Below are 23,839 nucleotides of genomic sequence, written 5' to 3'. Positions count from 1 at the left end.
ACCATGATGTCCGGACGTTTCTACGATCAGAAGCTAAGCTTCAATAATTTTCTTCGCAATCGCCGCAAGGTCAACAATATCGATGACGCCATTACCGTCCACGTCGGCCGTCTTGAATTTGCTCCAATCCGGATGCTGTTGGGTCATGCCATAATGCGCAGCAGCCATGGCAAGGTCGGCAATCGAGTATTTGCCGTCTTGGTTAACGTCGCCCGGTAATGCTGGCGCCGCTGTTACTTCAACGGTTACGGATGCCGGAAGCGCCTGACGCTCCTGACCTTCCGCATCCCCGATCGTTGCACTTGTAACGGCAAGCGATCCGCTTGTGCTTTGCGCTACCTGCTTCGCGACGAATTTCAGCTCTACCACATCGGCATCATTCGCGACCGCATGGTCTGACCCTAGACTTGCGATAATCAAACGAAGCTGCCCCGGTGTCTGCGATGGCTGTGTATAGACCGTCAGGCCGTCGCGCATGGCAACCGCATCCTTGAATTCATAGAGCTTCGGATCGTACTGGATCATCATATCTTGCGCGAAGATGGGTTCTTGCACTTGTTTCAGTCCGAGGCGCACGATAAACGGATCGCCCTTCATGACCGAAGCCGGACCCGTCAACTTTACAGCGGTTTGCTGCACGTCATTCTTGGTTACGTGAACCTGCGCCGTCACCGTTTCGCCGCCATAGGATGCGCTGATTGTTGTGCTTCCTTCCGCGATGCCGGTCACTACCCCTTTGTGATCAATGGCAGCGATCGTCCCGTCCGCTGTCGCAAATACGGCAAGCGAAGTCACATCCTTCACCGTACCGGAATCCTTGTAAGTCGCCGTCACGACAGACTGGTGCGTATCGCCAATAGCAATGTTGTAGGACGGTTGGTTTAGACTGAGCGTAAACGATTCGGCCAGTTGACCCGTGACTCTGTAAGTTGCTTTTGCTTTGACGGAACTGCCCACGACCGTTCCCTGAGCGGTAAATACGCCCGCTTTGGCAACCATCTCTTTCGTAATCGGTTCCCAAACAACGTCTACAAGCCCTGTGGTACCATCGTTGTATACAGCCTCCACCTGTACCGGAAGTACAGGGATGACGCCGACGTTCGTATCCACGGCAACCGATTTGTAATCCACGATGGATTTTACGATGTCTTCATCGGCTTTAAAGACATTAATCTCCGCAGCAGATGCCCAGCCGCTCACGCCCGCCGTCGCTTCAAGCTTAACATGCGTTGCGTTCGCTCCTGTAAGGCTTGCGGTTTTCTCTGCACTGTCATTCGCCCAATTTCCGCTGGCGACTTTGGTAAAGGTTACACCGTCGGTGCTGACATAAACGTTATAGCCTGTAATCTTTCCGTTATCGCCTGACTGCCTTGGCAGATAAGTGATTTTGTTGATTTTGTAGGTTCCTCCAAGGTTTAAAGTGATCGATTGCGGAAGAACGTCGGATTTATCCCACTTGGTATGCCAGATCGTTTGCGGATTCCCGTCAATCGCCATGGATGCTGTATTATTCTCGCTGCTCGTTTCTTGGCTTGTCGCCGTTGCTGTCATTTGCGATTGAGGGACAATATTTCCAGTCGCTGTAATGGTGATCGGATCGCTAATAACGGTCACCCCGTCTAATATCACCTTTACGGCAACGGTCGCTTTAAATCCAGGCCCGACATCGCCTTTCACCACGAGCGTATTGCTGCCTTCAACAACGGAAAGCCTTTTATCGCTGAGTTGATATTCAACCGAAGCTCTGGACAAATCCGCTTTTTCTCCCGTATTTAATAAGCCCTCAACGGCAGCAACAATCGGTTCATTCGGTTGGATTGTCGATTTATTCAGCGCAACGTTGATTTTGTCTAAATAGGAGCCCTGATAGATTTGTCCCGTCTTATCAACGTATAAATAGGTTACTTTCTCTATCGAACGTCCGCCGACCGTCACACGAATCTTGATTTTGGCCATGCCTTCAGACACAGCCGTGATCAGGTTCGAAGGATCCACCGTAATCACATTCGGGTTACCGCTTGTAATGGCGACCTCGATATCTTTGTCAATCAGATTTCCCGCGCCTGTATAAGCCTTAATGTCATATTTGCCTGACGTTTGGTTTACCGTCTTGAACTCGTAATCCAAACGATCAAACATATTGGACGCATCGATACCATTCACAGCCACTTCCAATAGATCCATCGTCGTTCCATTCGAACCACCGTCAAATACAAGTTTGACATATTGCGCGGAGGTGTTAATCGGATATTGGTTATAGAATCCAAAATAAGCATTCCCCGTCGGGCCGTTCACGGTGCTGACATCTTTCCATGCCGTGCCATCCTCGCTCGTTTGAATCTTGATTGTTTTCGGCGTATTGACATAATTTTGTTCTAAGGAATTAAAATTGATATTTACACTCGCAATCTCGGACTTCTTCGGCAGTTTAAATTGAACCCAAGCCTTTTCATTTGCCGCCACCGACCATTTGGATTGATCAATATGAATGCCGTCAATCGCTTTGCCATCAACCAATTGACTGACTGCAGCTTGATTATGGCTAGCTGTAATTTCAGCTGTCTTTGCAAGATTTTGATACGGCAGCAGGTCCATGAAAATTTTATTTGTTGTAAATGTCTTGCCGCCCTGCGTTACATCAGCCCAAATAACTCCCCGTGCAGGTTGTTCTACATATGGCGTTATGATTTCATTTTTATTGAAAGTAAACGTATTTACTTCTTGGATCACGACCGGTTTATATTTATCGCCCGCTTTCAGATCGACGATACCGCCATGCCATACAATTTGCGCGGCATCCAGTCCGATGGCTCCACCTTTCACTGATCTTCCTTCGATTTGATAGCGAAGTTTGTCTAACGTACGGAATTCGCCATAGGATTCCTTATCATTGACAAGCAAGGTTGCGCCGATCATGCTCTCGCCAACGTAAATTTTGCCGTCTCTTGCTGTTACTTTCAATGTATCCTGTTTCGTTACTCCCTCGTAAGTACCGTGTACGGTGATCGTTGTTGTTCCATTCGATACCGGCGTCACGATCCCGTTACCGTTCACCGCTGCGATGCTAGGATTTGCACTTTGATATGTCAAACCGGACAGCGGAGCTTTGAGCGCCGGGAATGTCATATAGCCTTCAGCATGGATTTGGAGTGACGAAGGTGTTACCTGTTCTCCCGTTGCATTGACGTTCGAAAGCTTATAGTTGCGATTCGGATTATCTGTTTCGATCTTGATAATCGTATCAATGGCATCTTCCTGTACGTTGGTTAGATTGATGGTCAAGCTGTCCCCCGTCTGGATGAACGAAGTAACAGGCACGTTCTCGTTCAGCCAAGTTACCGATGTCACATGATCCTTAACCGGACGAATGGTCAAAGACTTTCCGGCAATCGCATCAAGCCCTTTTTTGCCGTCAGGACCCTTCATAATATGAAGATACACATTATTGTCTCGAGATGTTGCATAACCCCACTGCGGACCGGTCGTACCGTTCGGGAATGCAAATTTCTCATAGTTGCCTTTGCCATCGTCCACGTAACCATAGTCAGCGAGGTAATAGGGCATGGTGCCCGTCGTAGACTCATGTCGTTCCGGCTTGCCCTCTGGTGCGAACCAGCTCGCAAGCCCTTCGCGCACATCAATGAATTCTTGAATGGATTTAGGGTATCTTGTTGTAACATCTTCTGGCGAATCCCAGTTCGTTCCACGGCTCATTAATGGCATTTGGTCATTGTTATCCACATAACCTCTGCCGGCATTCATGATCATTTCTTTGGCAACCTGACGGTAATCATCGCGTTTCGCATAGTATGGCGTATAGTTGTTCTTCGTGTGAACCGACTTCCACGGCTCCATAGGGGTACGTTTGACGAGATGATTTGCGCCAGTATTGGCGTAAATATGGCTGGCTTCGGCTGTTCTTAAGTCGGGGTCTCCATACTCTTCGCCCCATGCATTGGAATTGATAATAATGTCATCGCTGTAATTACGAACATTACTGTACATCACGTCATAATTGGCATTAGGCATAGCTTGTGGACCATCGAAATAGAGGTATGCCGGATCGTAACGCTTAATCAGATCCTCGACATTCTGTACAAACACATCTGTAGAATAGTGCTGCAAGCCGCCGCCCTCCGTTGCATAATACAAGCCGAATTTCATACCGTACCGTTTGACAGCTTCTTCAAACTGTTTTAATCCGTCGATCACTTTGCCATTTTCATCTTTCGGGTAATATTTCTGCCGTTCATGCTGTGGGTCTGCAAACTTAGACGGCCAATAATAATTTTGTTGCAACGCTTCAATCGAGACGAGGGAATGTCCCTGACGTTTGGCCCGCTCAGCCCATAAATCGGCGGAGAAATTCGGATCAACGAAGTAAGGGTACGTAACAATCGTGTGGCTTAACGCGCCAACCCTACCCTCTTCGAACCATTTATTGGGGCGTTCCTTGACGGTAATCGTCATCTTCTTCGTTGCCTTATTTCCATCTTTGTCTGTGACTTGTACGGTAAATGGATAGTCCCCCGGCTCGCTGCCCATGCTGATGATGCCTTTGCTGCTGCTCAGATCAACATTGCCATTCACTAACCCATCCGCGATGGTACCATCGCTTTTGAGTTCCAAGCCTTCAGGCAATTTCCCCTCTACAATGCTCCACGTATAACCAGGTGCGCCTCCGCTCGCCATAAATTGGAATGCCGATGCTGCGACACCGTATTTATTGCTTGTTTTTGATTTATTCCATACATAAGGCCATTCCTTGTAACCAATGGGCATGTTCTGGGTAGGAAGAGGTGTTTTAACGGCATCCTCGGTCGATAGCCCTTGCGAGACGATTTTGAGGGAGCTGGCATCCCCTTCCACCGAATTCATGATTCCGTTGATCCGGTTACCGTTCTGATCTGTGACGCGTCCATAAAACCCAAGATAGGCCACATTCTGATCTGCCCCGATCGGAACATTGTTGGCATTCACATCTTCGGTGAACGTATGTTTGATTTGAATCATCATTTTGTTCCAGCCCTGCTTCAACTGGATAGCTTGTTTCGTCAAATCCTTCTGCAATTCCACAGGCGTGGTCGGCGAAGATACGCAGCGATCGTTGACATACAGCCGATAAGATCCGCTGGCGCCTACATTGAAATACGCTTGCTGCTCGACCGGACTGTAGATGTAAGTGTGCGCGTATACATATTTGTTTCTCGTATCGACACCTTTTTTGACTGTAAAATAACCGTACAAATCTTGATAATCGTCATAATTTCGATTCCAGAGACGGTCGTCAAAGTACTCCCATTTTTTACTGTTTGCAATCATTTCTCCGACTTTTGGTGTAATATGTCCTCCTACCGGTTCCTGATTCTCCGGCGGAATGATACCGTCTCCATCAAAAATATTGACTTCCGTAAAGCCGAGACCGACATTTTTAAGAATTTTCTGTCCGTCGTGTACAATCAGCAGTTCAACCTTGGCAACATTGTTTACAGGCTGTTCAAGCTCAGCTGCACCAGGCTCTTGCCCTAAAGGATCGATATCGGTGATGACACCGGTCTTTAGAATATTCCCACTCGCGTCCTTTAGCGTGTAATTAACCTTTTGGACATCTGACGTGTTAGGAGGCCAGGCGGAATTATAGCGGTCAAAGACCTCAATTCGTTTCACTTTGATCGGCTGCTTCCAGGTTAAATACAAGGTTGGTGCAGGATCCCATTTCGGCCAAGTCGAGGGAGCTCCAGCGGTATCATGCATTTGAGAGATCCAATTGGTGTTCTTATCGCCATCTATAGCAAAATTGGGAAGAGCATTAGAAGCATCTGTTCCTGTCGGAAAATCAGCAGGACCAGTTTTCCATGTGGAGCTTGAAGTCGCGATGGCTGCTCTCGCCCAGTTACCGTCCATTGGTCTGTCAATCTGCTCCGTTGAGGCGTGTTGATAGACCTCGATCTCTGAAATACCGGTAATCGATGGATATGGCGTACGCCCCTTATCAATCTCAACCTTCATCTCGACGACCTTTTTCAGCCCTGGCTGTATCGTATACACCGTCGGCTCGGCAGAGCTGGAAGACGTGCTATTCACCTTTCCGGACTCGAACTTGCTCCCATCTTCCAGCGTAAAGGTCAGATGATACCAGTTGTTCACGTGACGCGAATCGCCCCATTGCGCGATTTTCACTTCATTGATCGCAATCGGATCCTTCCATTTCAAGTTGACCCAAGGACTGGAATCATTTTCAGTCACCCACTGTTTCTTGGTGCTGCCGTCCACTACGTAAGAAACGGGATTCACAGCGAGCGTCGATGATGATGCTGTTATTTCAGATGCCAGCGGCGCAAGATTAATGACTTCGCCGGCTTGGCATGCATAGATATTGTCCGCGACTGGCGAATCGAAAGGACCGGATACCAACCACGAGTTAATAAACGGAGCGCTTCCTGTTATTTGTTGTGCGTATGCCTTCGTACCGGGAAAGCCAATCATGAATGATCCAAAGAGCATTGCGGTTGCCAATACGCTAGAAGTGAATTTAGTGCTGATTTTCAACATAAGTACCCTATTCCTCCTTTGTTCTCTAACTTCCGCACGATGGCTTGCCATTCACTTATGTATCGATAAGCATCCTCCTCTGTGTTCAAAAAATGAGGTCATATGATTGCAATTTCACATTAGTGGATCTGACAAATCTTTAATACAGAAAAAATGTGATCTTCCTCTGATAATTGGTTATGACGAGTCTTTAAAATAAGCACTTTTCATTAAGATTGTGATATTCTCGATTCTGCCGCACGAAAAAAAAGCCAGTGATCCCACTTACAATGGGACCGCTGGCTTCTTTCATTATGATTGTAATATGGCCTTCGCTACGATCACGAGGTCTTCGATATCCACTTTACCATCATGGTTGACATCCGCTTTCGCATTCCAACCCGGCTGACCTTCTTGCTTGCCGTACCCTGCTGCAACTATTGCGAGGTCTCCGACCGTGATGCCGTCTTTTCCATTGACATCCGCGGAGATTCTCTTCGCTTCGAACACTTGAACAGCTGCTTCTAATCGGGTTTTCACGCTGTCCACCTGCTGCTGTGTTGCATTTGGATCGTTCGCTGTCGCTATCGCCGCATCGATTGCCAACTGAAGTTGAGCTTTAGAGCCCTTCGCATACATTCCATGCTCATTTCCTTCCACAGCTGCATCGTGCTTAGCCTGAGTACTAGCAATTGCAGCATTCAAGAGCGATTTATCTATTTGCGTGCTGATATGCAGCGCGTTGGTCGCTCCTCCAACCTCCAGCTCGTTCCCTTCCCCGTTGGCTATAACAGCGTTGCCTACCGAAATCGTTGTTACGGCAGCCTGTGCAGCAGATTTCACCGTAAATTTGAATTTCAATACATCGCCTTGCGCTTGCACGCCTTGGTTTGCGCTTACGCTCGCAGCTACAACCCGCACGTGTCCCGGCACCGATTCCTTCTGATTAATGACCTGAAATCCATCTTTCATGGACGTGACCGAATCGAGCTTCATCATCGACGGATCATAGTGCAGCGTCACATCTTGCGCATACATTTTTTGATACACACTCTGCGTAACACCGCTTAGTCCGATCGTCAGATCAAATGTTTGGCCAGGGCTTAGCTGTTTAGGACCTACGATCGTCGTCTGAGGCACATCGGCTCCGTTTACCAATACATTGATTTCCGCCGCCGATGCCCATCCGTTCACCCCTGCCGTTGCTTCTAGCTTCACATCAGATGCAATTGTTGCGGTCAACGAGACGTATTTCTCCGACGCATCATTCACCCAATTCCCGCTCGCCACCTTCGTAAAGGTATCTCCATCTGTACTTACATAGACATTGTAACCTGTGATATTGCCATTACCGCCTCCTGCCCTCGGTAAGTATGACAGCTTGTTAATCTTGTAAGTTCCGCCGAGGTTCAAGGTAATCGATTGCGGAAGAACATCGGATTTATCCCACTTGGTATGCCAAATCGTCTGGGGATTTCCGTCAATCGCCATCGATGCGGCATTATTTTCACTGGCCGTTTCCTGACTTGTCGCCGAGGCCTTCATTTGAGACTGCGGAATGCGGTCGACCGTGACTCTGATCGTTGTAGTCAATGGAATATGATCCGGATTCATGATATCAGCTGGCAGGGTTACGGTACCTGTTACGATAAACGTCTGCGCGGTTATCTTCTTTGGATCGTAGGTTGCGCCGCTTATATCCCATGACACATTGGCGTCTACCTTCCCCCGTAAGTTAGAAGCGATAATTTCCCGGGCAATCCAAGGGCTGCCGCTGTCTTAGCTGTTCCGATTGCCACGCCCGTTATCGCTTTGGGGGTTTGGATACTTTTTAGCTTCTTATCGACCGAGACAACTTCAGAGAGAACGATTCGATCGAGGTCCGGCGCATAAGCAGCATCGTTATAGAATTTAATCGTGTTGTTACCGCTTAGGAGTGGTATCGTCAGCGATGCGGGAGACGCAACTTGGGTCCATGAGCTGCCGGTCACTTTGACTTCCTGCGGAACCCCGTCATTCACGCTAACCAAAAAAGATCTCGTTCCCGATAACACGCTATATATATTCATGTTGTACATACCAGCAACAGGTACATTCGCTTGTAGGGTCACGAAGCTGCTCGAATCATTGCCTATATTCCCGACATATTGACCGCCGGAAGCTGCAGATAGATTCCCGATCTTCGCATTTCCGCTTATCTTGCCGCTCTCGCCCTCGATGCTGTGAACATACCGCTCGACGTTGATTGCTGCGGCAGCAGCCCTATTCCCTGAGGCTGAAATTGCTGTAAGCTTTACGTACTTGGCTGAGACCGGTGCGAACGCCGCCGTCTTCTCTGTCATATCATTCGCCCATGCACCGCTTGCGATTTCAGTGAAGTGGACTCCGTCCGTACTTGCTTCGATCCTGTACGATGTGATCATTCCTAATGATTGTCCGTCCAACCTCGGCATGTATCTCAATTTCGAAATCGTATAACTTCCACCAAATTCAAGCGTAATCGATTGCGGCAGGTTCCCCGCAGGCAGCAACTCCGACTGCCAGAAGGATGCGCCTTCGCCGTCAACGGCTTGATTCGCGTCATGCCCTTCGATCTGGCTGGTTGCAGTTGCAGACATCGCGTACCATGGAATATCATTCGACACCGGTGCCATATCATTGGTTCTCGAGACAACAAACCCTTGCTCCGGATCGACAGCATCGTAATTCGAATACATGTTGTAGAAATTTACCCTCTTGGTTACACCGCTCTGCGCGAAAGTGTTGCCTGCAACGGCAACGGATTTGGAGCCTCTCAAATCCAGGCTGAGTCCGCCTTCCTCGATCACATTATTCGTAAAGCTGAATCCATCGACGCCTTTGCCCTGAATCGTTGTGGTGCCGTCCATCTTAAAGGTGTTACCGTCAATCCGGATATTGCTATGTACCGTTTTAGTCGGATCCGTGGAGGACGTGCTCGGGTCGACGTCGATGACTGCATTTCCCGTATTATGAAACCTATTGTTGCTAATGGTCACATCTCTAACCATGCCCGATTCATACCAGCTGCTTGCATCGTCGGCAATTAATATTGCGCTCATTTTCGTTCGATGGAATGTATTGTGATCGATCAACACTTTCCCGCGCGTCGTCACCAGAATGCCTCGCGTTGGTACGGATTCGAACGTAGAGCCTGTTATTGTGACATTTGGTGTCCAGGTTGCGTTTTCGACCACATCCTTGTTGGCAGTGACTAGGTCAGGTACAATTCTATCCAGTGTCAAAAGAATATTGTAATTGTCTACGCGTGTAACAGCTGTCACCACGGCATGGTCCACCACCAGCAGACTTGAGGCGTTAATGTAATCAATCGTGTCGTTCACCGCAAACGCATCGAAGCCCCAGCTTTCATCATGCTTAAACTGTACTTTGATCTGATTCGGCGATGGCTTATCGACGATCATCAAATGCGTGCCATGAACATTGATCGGGTCGTCATGGGCTCCGAAAAAATTCGAATTATTTACCTTAATCTCGCCTTTGCACCCCGAGAACTGCATGAAATCCGCCATGGATGCGTTCGTACGGCCGCTTCCCGCTCTCGGCGCGAAATTAAAATGCTCAAAGTTTAGATTTTCACTGTATTGGGAGACGATGCCCAGACCAGGAGCTGCATGGAAGTTGACCCCCGTCCACGTCACATCTTTGCTTCTGTAGATGAAGGCGCCTTGTTCCTTGCGAATATCGTTACGGAACTGGAAGGTATTCCCGACGGTTAGGCTAGGAGCGCTGTTATAATGAAACCGCACTCGTCTGTTCCCCAAATCCTGTGCGCTCGTCACGCCCGATAAGGGATTCGATCTTCTCCATGTCTCTTTGGTCACCGGGTCGTACTCCTGGACTTGCGTAATATTTGCATAACCGCGAGCAGTCCAGTTATCCAGCGGATTGCCGCTGCGATCCACCTCGCCGGTCCATTTAAACTGGTTGTTCGATACGCTGTACAACGAATCCTCATGAATATCCGCTTCGATCGAAGTGCCGGTCACAGCGCGTACCGTCAATTCAGACACCACCGGCCGCTTAAAATCAAAGCTAACATCCTCCATCTTCACATTTGTAACATGATCAAATACGATTGGCGTAACGACGCCATGAAATATGAAGGTAGAGTGATTTCCACGGATGGTCAGGTCTTGGATGTCTTTCATCAAGATGGCTACCTTTTTAGCGGCTCCATCCGGATTCCTGTTAAGACTCGCGGTATTGGACACGTAATACTCTGCTATAACCGCAGATGCATCTTTAAAGTGATACGTGCCTGTGGGGAAATCCAGGATTACTGGCTTGGGCCCGCTTTTTGCGGCAGCGATGGCTTCTGCTACGGCAGGTCCAGCATCTTCTCCGCTATATTGAACTGTAATCATTGTATAATTCATACCATTGATCGTCTCCATACTCTGGGTATAATTCGTTGCAGCGCGCACCGGATTTGATTGCAGCATAAACGCTAATGCGGCGATAAAGACCATTATCGTCAGAAGCTTGAATGCGAATGTTTTACTGCAAAGCAGCGATTTCAACAATAGATACACCACCTTTCATCGGTTTTGGAATTCGCCTCGCAGTGATCACCTCGATCCCTTCCTAAACTTCTACATTATATTGATCTCGCGGTGCGGAATCATATAAGAATCTTCATCAGTTCTATGAAAATTCAAATGTCTTCGCATGTTACGTGTGTTGGAAGGAGATGGTGGCTCGCTGCAGCCAAAAAAAACGCCGCTCATCCCCAAGGGGATATGAACGACGTTCTACGATGAAGAGTGCTTACCCCTTTACTCGAACTTAAAATAAGGCGACAGCGGCAATGGTCGATCACAGCTGCTCTCCATCTGGTAGTGCACGCCGGAGGCCGATGCATCGTGGAAGCCGTGCATCGCTTCAAGCACATGATAAGCAAGCTGACCGTTAGCACGATGCAGATCCATTTCGCCAGCGATGATCGCTTGGGCCATTGCTGCAACCCCTAACCCACGGCTGTTGTCCGTATATTGGTGACTGATCGGAACAGGCTCCCAATCCGTCCCAGCTCTGCGGAAGTATACTGGCCCACCAAATCCGTTCGGGTCAGGCACGCGGAGCGAGCCTTGACTCCCGTAGATTTCAATATGCGGCAGTTCTGTCCCCCCGATAATATCGAAGCTTGTAACCAGTGTTGCAATAGCGCCGCTGTGGAAATCCAGCACACCTGCGATATGCGTCGGCGTCTCGACCTGAATCGTCTGGCCGTATTTTTTGGCGCTTGTAATCGTCCGTTCCGGATAGCTAATACCCGCCGAACCGGTCACTCGCCGAATGGGGCCGAGCAGCGCGACGAGCGCCGTCAAGTAGTACGGTCCCATATCGAACATCGGGCCTCCTCCCTGCTGGTAATAGAATTCCGGATCCGGATGCCAATGCTCATGGCCTCGGCTCATCATGAACGCTGTCGCGGCAACTGGCGTGCCGATCCATCCATCATTGATCAGCTTCAAGCAGGTCTGGATGCCTCCCCCGAGGAATGTATCCGGCGCACTGCCGACCAACAGCCCTTTGCTGCGTGCGAAGTCTAGAATTCGCCGCCCCTCTTCGCGCGTTACAGCGAGCGGCTTCTCGACGTACACATGCTTGCCCGCTTCAAGCGCTTGTAAGCAAACCGAAGCATGCGCAGCTGGAATCGTCAGGTTGATTACGATCTCGATGTCCGTATCTGCGAGGAGTTGCTCCACCGAATAGGCTTTGGCAATGTTGTACTGCTCCGCTCTTGCCTGGGCACGACTCAGATCGAGATCCGCACACGCGACCAGTTCGAGATGGGTGAATTTAGGAATGTTTTCCATATAAATTGAACTAATGTTTCCACAGCCGATAATGCCGACTTTGATTGTTGTCATCACGTTCTCCTCCTCGCTCCGTTAGGCTCTTGCCGCCCACAGCAACCCCCGGCGCATCAATTCGAGCGTCTGAGGCATCCGGACAATGTCCGCTTGGTGGCCGAGCGAATTATAGTAGACTTTTCCAGCGCCGTAGGTCTTCGTCCAGATAATGGGCATCTCCACATCCCCGAAATCCGTCACGGCATGGACTTTAACCGCCGGGTCCACATGCATGTAATACTGCTCGGAGACAACGACGAAATCCTCCATGCCTTCGGTCAGCGGCGATTGACGATCTTTCATGCGCACAGTGTAGGTAACCCCATCATTGCCGGGATGCGCGACCCATTGACCGCCTACCATATACTGAAACTCGGTTTCATTGCGAAAAGCGTCCCCCATGCCGCCATGACATCCGGCGATTCCCGTACCGCCTTCGTTCACCGCGAACAACAGCGGCTCCAGCTGATCCTTTTCGATCGTCCCCATCGTCCAGACAGGCACGAACAAATCGACCTTAGCTAATCGCTCCCGATCCTTCAAGCTGTCGAGCGTATCCGATAGTTCAACCTTAAAGCCTGATTCACGCAGCAAGCCTTCGAAAATCCCTGCCACTTCCTCCGGTTGATGACCGTCCCAGCCGCCCCATATAATTAGTGCTTCTCTACTCATCGATCCGTTAGCTCCTCTCGATATCGATCTAATATTAGTACGATTCACATCATAATTCGTTAACGTTCACCCAACGCCGCTCGGCAATCGACTGCTCCACAGCTTCGAGAACCTGCTGGCATTTCACTCCGTCCACGAAATTCGGCATCGGTTGGCGATCTTCCGCAAGCGCACGCATCAGCTCGACCACTTCATGGATAAATGTGTGCTCGTAGCCGATCGTATGGCCCGGCGGCCACCAAGCGTCCATATAGGCATGCGATGGATCTGTCGCTAACACGCGGCGGAAGCCCTGCACATCCTCATCGTCGCTCGTGAAATAGACCTGCAATTCATTCATCCGTTCAAAGTCGAACTTCACGCTGCCCTTGCTGCCGTTGATCTCAAAAGAATTCGTGCAGCGGTGCCCCGGGGCGAAGCGTGTCGCTTCGAAACTGCCAAGCGCACCGCACGCAAATCGCGTCATAAATAATGTCGCGTCATCGACGGTAACAGCACCGAGTGGCGCGTCCGCGCTACCCTTGGCGCTGAGACCCGTCATGGATGAAGGCAGCGGCCGCTCCTTCACGAACGTCTCGCTCATCCCGATGACTTCTTGCATATCGCCAATCAGGTAATGGGCGAGGTCGATCAAGTGTGCACCTAGATCGCCATGCGACCCCGAGCCAGCGATTTCTTTCTGCAACCGCCAGACGAGCGGGAAGGATGGATCGACGATCCAATCCTGCAGGAACCACGCACGGAAGTGATAGATCTGCCCGAGGCGCCCTTCGTCCAGCAGTTTCTTCGCGAGCTGCACCGCTGGAGCGAAGCGATAGTTGAAGCCGACCATGTGCTTCACGCCAGCCTCCTCGGCTACCGCTAGCATTTCCCTAGAATCTGCAAGGGTTAGGGCAAGCGGCTTCTCGCAGAAGAGATGCTTGCCGGCCTTCGCCGCTGCAATAGCTATTTCCTTATGCGAATCACTAGGTGCATTAATATCGACGATATCGATTTCCGGATGCGAGACGAGCTTGCGCCAATCCGTCACGTACCCTTCCCAACCAAATTGTGAAGCCGCAGAACTGACATCGCTTTCATTTCTTCCGCAAATCAACTTCATCTGCGGTACCGCAACTTGCGGGAAGAACATCGGCAAATCCCGGTAAGCATGACTGTGCGCCTTTCCCATAAATTTATAACCGACCATACCTACGCGATACGATTTCATCATCATGACCTCCTTGGTGGGCCCTGCCCTGCCATTCACTTATTTTTGAAGCATGATTTTGGTAACATTATATTTCACTAGACTCACTTTGTCTATCGAATAAACAAAGTTAATTTGATTTTATTTTTTGCGTCTCAAAATGCAGATGAAGAATATCGCTTTACTTGATCCAGGTGAAGATCAGCAAGTAATATGTTCAGCCCCTTTTCCATTAGAAAAAGGGGCTGTTGTTATTTCTTATACTTTCACACTAGGGTTTCAATAAACTAGCAATCTTTAGTTGCTTTTGGCACTCGCGAATACTTCAACACCAATGTTCTCTCCCATCAGATTTGGCAATCCGCTGGTTAACCAAGCCTCTATTTTTGTACCTTGTTTCTGATAGGATATCGTTACCTCATTTTTATGCGGCGCGATCATGACGACGGATACTTTCGCATTCACGCCAGTACCTTCCGTAAATTGAACAGTCAGATATTTGCCCGTCAAATCATTCCCCTTGTCTCCAGCAATCGTAATATTACGGGTATAACCAGCGCCACCCGCAGTCTCCTTACCAATCGCAAGCGTATATCCGCTATCTACCGTATACTTAGGGATTTCCATCTTTAATACATCACTCACCACATTACCGTTTTTAACCACCATATAAATGTCTTTGGCAGTCTCTTTCTTTAAGCCTTCTACACCAATTAGTACGAGTCCTTTTTTAGCTGGAGCACCAGCCTTACTCGTATCGATTACCGGCGCCTTCGCTCCGCTCTCAACGACTTGATAATAATATTGACCATCTTTACTTGTGCCAAAGGAAACGGAAGCCGTCGTCTCCGTTAAGCGACTAGCGGTACCTGCCGTAAGAATTGGTTTGGGATTATAATTGTCCTGTACCTCTACGACTTGCAGAATATCTCCCGCATACCCTTCTGCTGCCCCAACTGCAATAATGGTCCCTTCATGTGCATATAAGGAAGGATCGAATTGGGCAAACGTCAGTGGCAATTCTCTAGGACCGTTTAGATCCTGAGCATGAACTGTAGCTGCTAATACTGGCGCTACACCCGCAAGCGTAGTAACATGGCCTAACTTATCAATCGATGTTACACCATCTACGGTTACATGTACGCTAACGGTTCCTTTTAGATCTACAAGCTGACCCTTTACTGTAAATGAGCCCGGTTGTTTATAGCGTGATGGATTGATTGTATCCCAATTAACCTTAGCGACCTGAGAAACCCCATCCTGAAAAGTAACCGTAACCTCTCTTGGTAGATTCGGCGCATGATCTAGCGTTGTTGATACATTCTCCTCTATACCTTCGATAGACGTGATCTGATAATCCTTATTCATATAAATCGTATAGTCTTTGCTTCCTGCGGAAGAAATTTCAGATAATACCAACGTATTTTTCCCTTTGACTAATTTATCCGGTGAAATCGATGCCTGCTCACCTTCAAATAAAATCTCCTCACCATTCAACTGTAATCTAATTTCCACACCATCAAGTACGATATGAGGTTTCTGGACTGTAATAGGCTGTGCAGTGTCAACGATGGTAGCATAATACGTATAATAGTTAGGATTGAAGTTGCCGTTTAATACCGCATTGCCTAGTCCGAGATCAGCCGCATAATCCACATATTTAGGGTTGGATATGATCTCAATATCATCCAGGTTTACCGTGGCATTAATTCCTCCAAAGCCTACACCGCCTGATTTATACTGACCATCGTCAACAGATATCAATTTTTGTCCATCCAATACGAAACCAATCTTCCCGTCAAAGGTTTGAATCTGCAAATTATGCCATTCATTCGCATTAAATCCATTTGGTAAACCTACCTTACCTAAGGATGTATCTGAGCTGGCCGTATGTTTCGAGATTTCAAAATACGGTGTCCCCGCTGCATAGCCACTGGTACCATTTTTATTTCTTCGATATACGACTTGATAGGATAATGGCGCTTTACCAGGAGCTATCCCTGCAGTCGATGTCATGACATAAATCGTAAAGTTATCATAGGCACCGCCTAGAACATCCGTTGTACCCCAGCCTTCAAATCTCCATTTCATATTCACCAGATAATTATTCCAAGGGGCATTCAATTCATAGAAATCATTACCGTCTCTAATCTCATCTTTTAATACTTGATTTCCGCTATTTCCGCTCTCATATACAACACTTGTAACAGATGGCATGCCCCCTATTTTGGTAAATTGAGGTGCAATTCCATCTTCAAAATCCAGCTTCAACTGTTGCTTATTCACATCGGATCCGTCATATGCCGGAGGTGCAGGTATATTGGACGGAGGAATTGGCAATGTCGCTGGTTTCCCGCCAAATACATAAAGCTCATCGTAGAAGGCTTGTCCTCTGCCATTATCAGCACCAAACGAAACATAATCAAATCCTGCTGCAGGTACAGTTTTAACGAGTTGATGATCAATATATAGCCCTACTTCAGAACCTGAAGTATAGTCAAACTTCAACTCATGCCAACCAAACGTTCGAGGAATGTTCGTCGTTTCCTTTTGATTTCCGATTTGGATGATATAATTATTTTTCGTATCAAAATCTGATCCCAGACCAATGACGTTCTCCCCATCATCTACTCGTGCGATGGATGTAACTCGAGCCGAATTTTGTTGCCCGGAATCGTACGCAGCCAAATTATAATTTTGTCTGTCGAACATCTTCACCGTAACGACTTTATTCAGCATTTCAGGGAAATTCTTAAATACTCGCGTTTTATCCATCAGTTCCAGACTTTGTTTGCCGTTGATCGGTCTTTCAGACATAAATTCTGTTGAAATTTTGGCCTGACCGTCTTGAACGGACCATACCGTATCATCAAGTCCATGTTCAAAGTTCTCTTTAAAATAGATATCTGCTGGTTCTGTAATCAAATCTCTGTCCGTCAAGTATTGTGTAGGATAATCTGAAGTGACTCCAATCTTGTCGTACTCCATCTTAGAATCGTCAAATTCCTTGATATGATTGGCAAGTTTCCCGTAATTCACATTCGTATTATCAAACTTGATCACATCGCCATATTGAAGAATCGTGTTCACTTCAATATTAAAATTCATAGGATTTGTTGCTTTGACATTACTCAACTCTAAACCTGAGGCTCCCATATCCAAATTCATATCATTTGGCCCAAAATCAGTCATCGTAGGATTTGCCCCTGTGTTATCGATAATCACTTGGTTCAAGTAGTTAGGTTTGTAATTTGCACCCTTATACAAATAACATGCAAAGAACGCCCCATCATCGCCACCATCTTGCTGTGCATCATGCAAATAGACATATTCAATTTTATTATGGTGGGTATACATATCCGTCATAATATTGAAGTTTTTATCACCATCTGGGAAAGCTGCATTCGGATTGCGGCTGTATCCGGCAGTCAGAAAAAGTCCCCTTCTTGGTGAATTATAGACCTCGACATGAGAAACCGTATTATAGCTTGACTGTTGGATGGTAATCCCTGAGGCCTGGCCAATCAGTTCGCCAATATCATGAACAATGGTATTGGTTATTGTATTATTTCTGCTATACCCATCTCCGTTTTTGTCTCCAGCCACACCAGGGTAACCGCCATCAACGTTGATGCCACCATGACCTGTGTATTCAATCAGATTATCCTTTATGGTTGCATTTTCATTCGCTAGATAAAGTTCAATGCCAAACATACCTGAGTTTTTAATATGTGTTTTCGATATCGTTACATTTTTCGTATTCGTAAGGGTAACCACGCCATACTGGAACTCTATTCTTTCCGTCTGCTCGGCATAGGATGGTTGTGTACTTCCCTTAGCTTCCGGAGGATAGAAACCTAGACCAGCTCCTGCATCTCCCCAGTTCCACCCATAGGCATACCAATCTGTCGTATTCGTATCCTTTAATTGCAAGCCGCTGAATTCAATATTGGATACCATATGCGTTCGATCAGAACCTTCGACACGGATCACTTCTTTGACCGTAGGAATGATAAACTCTTTATCGTTCATATCCCCTTCCGGATAATAGTACAAATCCCCCGTCGTTTTATTGAAATAGTATTCACCTGGAACATCCAAGAACCCTAAATTCCCTTGCACAAAATATCTTGCATCTGTACCTGTGTTATATTTCGGTCGATACATTTCTGGTTTTCCTGGAACCTTTTTGTATACAAGTTGACGAGTTGCCGTGTTTATCGAAGACACCGGTATCGTATCCGTCATCCAATCCCAGTATCCGCCATCCCACATATAAACCGAGGCATCCAAGTCTCCACGCTGCTCGGCATTGACCAACCCGTTGATGGACTCTTGATCCAGATCGCCTGCTCGATAAATCAAATCACCGATTCCGCCGCCTGCACTTCTCATATAAGGCGTCAGAGCAGCCGGGAAATCTTTATATCTATTCAAATTTTGTGTACGTGCCAATGTAGCACGTCGATCATTGACATATAGCGTGTCAAAAATAACATCTGTACCCACGTGAGTCTTGTAAACTTTACCCGCAGCTGCAGCTGGCAAGTCTGCGTCAGCACCTGTTCTTTCAACGATTTGCCACGGTGTGTCTACAACCTTACCGCCGATCATTTCAGCACTCGCCAGGTCATCTAAATTTCGATAGATGATATGATAGCCATTCGTACCAGAGTCTTGTTCGTTGAAAGTAATCGTTTGATCAAGATAATATTTGCCTTTGGCAATAAAGACGTAAATATCACCTGTCATGTTCTTATTTATTGCTCGAACGGCATCTCTTGCAGCTTGCACCGTTGCAAATGGCTTATCATATGAACCATCGTTTTTATCATTTCCATTTGGTGAAACAAAGAATTGCGCTTGGATTCTATTCAGAGAATGTACTTCTTCATTTGCTGCTGCTTGAGCATGAAATGTAGGGACAAATAATGAAGTAGAAATCATACAACATGCAATCATCAAACTAAAGATTTTTTTCTTAGTCGTAGCCATGTAAATATACCTACCCCTTCTCATTAAAATCTGCAATGTTTACGCAGTTAAAAGGAATTACCGATTATAAATCCTGTACAATATGACGGCCGCTTCAGCTCTTGTCATCTTGCCATTTGGATTGATTTTGCCGCCATCTCCTGTAATAATCCCATCTTGAATTAATGATGCTGCGCTATCTCGTGCATAATTTGCGATCTTGTCAGCGTCGCTAAATTTCTGAAGATCCTCTTTACTTCCTTCTAACAACGGTTTACCTGCGATTTGAAGCGCTTTCAAAACCATTACCATCATGTCTTGTCTGTTAATTTGCGCACTTGGGTCAAATTTGTTGTTGCCTAAACCTGAAGTTATTCCCAGTGCTTTGGCTATAGCGACTTCGTTATAGTAAAGAGCATTTTCTGCGATATCATCAAAGTTTTCACGGATATCAGCTTTAAGACCTAAAGTATTTACTAGCAGCTTCAAGAAGTCGGCTCTCGTAACGTTCTTTTGAGGAGAAAAGGATGTTTCGCTCGTTCCTCTTATAATGGCTTTTGAAGCGAGTACAGATATCTGTTTTTCTGCCCATGGATGTTTGGAGGTATCTTCGAAAGTTTTCTTCACGAAGCCTATTGCATAGGTTTCATTAGCTTCGCCATTTATCGTAACTTTTCCAGTTTCTTTGTTATATCTGCCATTTGAAACGATGATCAAGTTACCATCCTTAGCCACTTTATATACAACGATATGGTCATAATCTTCCAATTCTTTACCCACAGGTTTATAGTCAATCGCGATCTTGATATCAGCACCTACCGGCTTGCCTTCTTGGAAAAGAGATACATGCACACCTGTTCTGTTGCCTATAGTTTCGCTAGCGATTGATGAAAGTCTGCTCTTATCCATTGGGGTTATGACGACATTTACTTTACTATTGATATTCTTTGCCATGGATTTCATCGCGTCATGTGTTAATACAATATCACCAAAGCCCGTACTGACTGTGACATCGATCTGTTCAGACTTGGCTGCGATCTTTCCTACAGGAATCGTGATCGTATGTTGCTTCACGTTACCTGTCGTTTCGATTTGGATTACGATTTGTTTCACGCCACGTTCATCTGTTGGAGCATGATTCAGCGCTGAATCTACATGACCATCTTTCATTTCAACTTTTACATTTCCATCCTTGTCAGGCTTTACTTGAGTATAAGATATATAACCATCTTTGATGGTTGGCTCTTGGCTCGGCGTTGGATCAGGCTTTGGTGTTGGATCTGGCTTTGGATCCGGTTTTGGAGGATTGGGATCAACCTTTCCATTCAAAGTCGCTGATGAAACCAATGGTCCATCCATTCCATTCACGTATACAACATGTTCTTCTACCTTTCCCAAAGCGCCTGTCGTAATCGAACCCGTAATGACGCCATTTGCATTTGCATGAACCTGTCCCATCGCTTTAAGGGTTTCATTTCCTTGATCAACCACTCTTACGATATAATCCTTACTTGCCTCAAATCCTTTACCATCGATGGCAACTACGCCCTTATCATAAGTTGCTTTTAGATTAGCCGAAGCTGCAAAGCCACTTACAGGCAAAATCGCTATACATAGAATTACTGCAAGAATTACGGAGATTCGTTGTCGCATTCTCTATCCTCCCGATGTCTTGATTCGAACGATTCATTTTGTTACTTGTCGCATGACCCATACACAAAGAATGTAGCGCTTACATCATTTTAGAGTTTAATCCTATCCATGAGTCCCCCCTTCGTTAAAATGCAGCTAATTTACTGCATTGTAGCCAAGCGGATCTCAAACCAGCAATCACAAAATCTATTACTTTTGATGTTTTTTGCTGTTTTTGCAACTTTTTCATTGTGTGATATTACTCATATTTTTAATACAATCTCTAATTCCTTTTGTTTTGTTCCATTTTGTTGCAAAAAAAGAGGCTTCGCGGATTCTATCTTTACGATGAATCGCTAAGCCTCTTTTTTATCAATTAATCACGATCGATGTCTTGTCCGAGCTGAATCTTGTACTCACTAAGGGACATACCGAAATGCTTTTTAAATCGCGTGTAAAAATAATTATTCCGTTCAAGCCCTACCTTTTCGATGATGGTCGATAAAGACAATTTCGTATTGCGCATATATTCGTCTAGTTTTTGCATGCGGAAATCAAAAATGTATTGCGCAATCGATTGCCCATGTGCCGCTTTGAATAAATGACCAACATAATTCGGTGACAAGCGCAATTTTTCGGCAATGGAACTAAGGCAAAGTTCGGTGTTGGCATATTCCTGTTCTACCATTCCTAGAATGCGCTGCATTAGAAAGTCGTTACTACTTGATGTGTTTTTGATCGCAGTTACCTCATTGCTGAGCTTTTGTAGAAACGAATTCATTAAACGATCAATATCTTCACCGACTTCTGCATGTTGTATATATAGTAAAAACGCCTGCAGCGTTATATCCTGATTGTCCTTTATGGCAGGCATCTTACTGAGCACACCAGAATAGATTCTGTAAATTAAATGTACAATGCTGAACAAAACCTCGTTGTACGTATATTGATACAGCTGTTGACTAATAGATTGATAGATCACACTAGCTTCTTTATCGTCACCCTCCAGCACTTTTTCGATCAGCTGTTCTTCTTTTTTGACTGAAACGTGGAAGTCATCAGTATTGATCTCATCGATCATATAAGGCGTGATGATGCAGCCATGTCCATATCGCATTTTTAGAAGAATAGAACCCTTCATATTGTTATACATGCTCGGCAAATGCTCAAGACCCTGGAACATGGTGCTGTACGCCATAGACAGCGAAATATGAAGATACTTCTGCGTATTCCACTGTATTTCTCGTAAAATACGTTCCACCTCATCCTGCAGCACCTTATATTGCGATACATGGTCACAGTCCATCAGCATCACGAATTTGTCGGAATCACAGCTGAAAATTTCGCATTTACCGTAATTTTCTGTAATCTCTGTGGCGATGTTCACGATAGCATAGCGCAATGCCCAACGTTCCTTCTGACTATTTCGCGACATAAACTCGCTGTAATTATCAATTTTGAACAAGCACATGCACAGCTGGTTGGAGACGATATAGTCCAGTTGCAAGTCTTGCAGTTTACTCTGCACTGTTTTCATCGAGTATGTTGTACTCTCGCTTAACAGCGCATTTAGAAAATCTTGTTTGGCTGCATAGCCTGTTTCACGCATGATTTTATCGAGCTGCGAATTTTGCTCTTTCATGGATTCGAATACAGATAGAATCACTTGAAACTCTTCCGTTTGGGACACAAGCGGGTCGCTTCGATCGGGTGCCTCCCCGTTGATCATTTTCGTAATGGCTTGGATCGGGCTGTTCAACCTGCGTGCTAGAAATAGACAAATGACGGCACAAAAAATGAATACAGCTACTGCTATACCTACCGATACGATCGATGCTGTAATGACATCTTTAAATATTTTTTTGACAGGCGTAACACCCATAATGTACCAGTTGTTTGCATTACTTTTGCTGCTCGAAACAAGGTAACGGATCCCGTCAATTTTGCGCACCTGATTGCTGCTGCCGTCCAGTTCCTGTGCTTTCCGGCTTAATGCCCGCACTTCACTCATGTCATGACCGAATTCCGGTGAGAGTGCCATACTTAATATCGAACCATTGGCATCCACCACCAAAAAAGACGTTTCTGGTACAGCATCACTGCGATTAATCGCTTGAATAGAGTTCGTAAGCGCTTTCGTCTGAATATTGACAACAATGGCATTTTTCAACCCCGCTGCAGTGGCGCCCGGTTCAAATAGTATATAGGAGCATACATTCGCCGATTGTGTTGCTTCATCGACGGATGCCACGATAGGGCGGCCGCGATATGCAGCTACAAAATCTTTATCGGTTAATAAATTTGCGATCGCTTGATTTGAAAATTCGGATGCCGATTTACGCTCACCGCTCCGTGAGGAGTAGAACAAGTCCAAGCCCGCATTGTAAAGATACACGCTGTCGATATCTTTCAGGGTCAGGAAATGTTTGTCTATCACCCTGCTTGCTAAGAGAGCCACGCGCTCATCATGTTCATTCATGTTTAAAAATTCAGTGATATGGTTGTCGCTATAAAGCGCCTGGCCTAATCTTTTTGCGCTCTCGTCCAGATAGGTAATACTGTAATTCGACTGTGCAATCAATTTGTCGTTATAGCGGCTAATCAATGCATTCGTCGTGCGTAAATAAGTTAACGTCAAAAAAGTCGTAAGTAAAACAGTCATGATGATCGTGATAATCAAAAAAGAAAAAAAGGCTTTGCGTAGAAAGCTAGTACTACGGTTTTTGATCTTATATGCTAGCTTCATTATGTCCCCCTAACCATGCGACTCCCTAGTATGATGAATGCCAATTCATATTATAGTGTGAAATAAAAATTGCCTCAACGATTTATAACAGTTTGTAGAAATCGTTAGTTTTTAGAGATTCCTTGTGTTGAAAAACAAAAAGAACAGCATATTTGTTTGTTGAGTATGAAAATCTTCCTAAACTACACTGATAGCAGA

The 23,839-nt window shown here is 46.2% G+C and carries 9 protein-coding genes; all 9 read right to left on the bottom strand.

Annotation, left to right across the window (positions count from 1 at the left end; genetic code table 11):
• Positions 1-33 precede the first annotated feature (33 nt).
• Positions 34-6,552: a discoidin domain-containing protein gene (locus GCU39_RS02285; protein ID WP_193726735.1), complete on the bottom strand. Its 6,519-nt coding sequence runs from the start codon at positions 6,550-6,552 to the stop codon at positions 34-36.
• Between the two features lie 291 nt (positions 6,553-6,843).
• Positions 6,844-8,241 (bottom strand): discoidin domain-containing protein, encoded by a 1,398-nt coding sequence (locus tag GCU39_RS02280; protein WP_152392021.1) that lies wholly within the window; start codon positions 8,239-8,241, stop codon positions 6,844-6,846.
• 8 nt (positions 8,242-8,249) lie between these two features.
• Positions 8,250-11,096, bottom strand: coding sequence for a discoidin domain-containing protein (locus tag GCU39_RS02275; RefSeq protein WP_152392020.1), 2,847 nt, complete (start codon positions 11,094-11,096; stop codon positions 8,250-8,252).
• A gap of 252 nt (positions 11,097-11,348) precedes the next feature.
• On the bottom strand, positions 11,349-12,446 hold the full coding sequence (locus GCU39_RS02270; protein WP_193726734.1) for a Gfo/Idh/MocA family protein: 1,098 nt from the start codon (positions 12,444-12,446) through the stop codon (positions 11,349-11,351).
• A gap of 21 nt (positions 12,447-12,467) precedes the next feature.
• Positions 12,468-13,100 carry a ThuA domain-containing protein gene (locus GCU39_RS02265; protein WP_152392018.1) on the bottom strand — a complete coding sequence of 211 codons (633 nt, stop codon included), beginning with the start codon at positions 13,098-13,100 and terminating at the stop codon, positions 12,468-12,470.
• Positions 13,101-13,149: 49 nt separating this feature from the next.
• Positions 13,150-14,310 (bottom strand): Gfo/Idh/MocA family protein, encoded by a 1,161-nt coding sequence (locus tag GCU39_RS02260; RefSeq protein WP_152397049.1) that lies wholly within the window; start codon positions 14,308-14,310, stop codon positions 13,150-13,152.
• Between the two features lie 276 nt (positions 14,311-14,586).
• Positions 14,587-19,284 carry an Ig-like domain-containing protein gene (locus GCU39_RS02255; RefSeq protein WP_193726733.1) on the bottom strand — a complete coding sequence of 1,566 codons (4,698 nt, stop codon included), beginning with the start codon at positions 19,282-19,284 and terminating at the stop codon, positions 14,587-14,589.
• Positions 19,285-19,341: 57 nt separating this feature from the next.
• Positions 19,342-20,916: an S-layer homology domain-containing protein gene (locus GCU39_RS02250; protein WP_193726732.1), complete on the bottom strand. Its 1,575-nt coding sequence runs from the start codon at positions 20,914-20,916 to the stop codon at positions 19,342-19,344.
• Positions 20,917-21,271: 355 nt separating this feature from the next.
• A complete protein-coding gene (locus tag GCU39_RS02240; protein ID WP_152392014.1) occupies positions 21,272-23,641 on the bottom strand; it encodes an AraC family transcriptional regulator in 2,370 nt (789 codons plus the stop codon).
• Positions 23,642-23,839: the final 198 nt, after the last annotated feature.

Origin of the sequence: Paenibacillus guangzhouensis, from assembly GCF_009363075.1 — a bacterium.
GTDB lineage: Bacteria > Bacillota > Bacilli > Paenibacillales > Paenibacillaceae > Paenibacillus_K > Paenibacillus_K guangzhouensis.
The sequence above is the reverse complement of the archived record's forward strand: the minus strand, read 5'-3'. Positions and strand labels throughout refer to the sequence as shown.

Excerpts from the sequence above, each read along its gene's own strand:
- GCU39_RS02270 (WP_193726734.1), bottom strand. The coding sequence starts at position 12,446 with ATGACAACAATCAAAGTCGGCATTATCGGCTGTGGAAACATTAGTTCA.
- GCU39_RS02240 (WP_152392014.1), bottom strand. The coding sequence starts at position 23,641 with ATGAAGCTAGCATATAAGATCAAAAACCGTAGTACTAGCTTTCTACGC.
- GCU39_RS02285 (WP_193726735.1), bottom strand. The coding sequence starts at position 6,552 with ATGTTGAAAATCAGCACTAAATTCACTTCTAGCGTATTGGCAACCGCA.
- GCU39_RS02250 (WP_193726732.1), bottom strand. The coding sequence starts at position 20,916 with ATGCGACAACGAATCTCCGTAATTCTTGCAGTAATTCTATGTATAGCG.
- GCU39_RS02255 (WP_193726733.1), bottom strand. The coding sequence starts at position 19,284 with ATGGCTACGACTAAGAAAAAAATCTTTAGTTTGATGATTGCATGTTGT.
- GCU39_RS02265 (WP_152392018.1), bottom strand. The coding sequence starts at position 13,100 with ATGAGTAGAGAAGCACTAATTATATGGGGCGGCTGGGACGGTCATCAA.
- GCU39_RS02260 (WP_152397049.1), bottom strand. The coding sequence starts at position 14,310 with ATGAAATCGTATCGCGTAGGTATGGTCGGTTATAAATTTATGGGAAAG.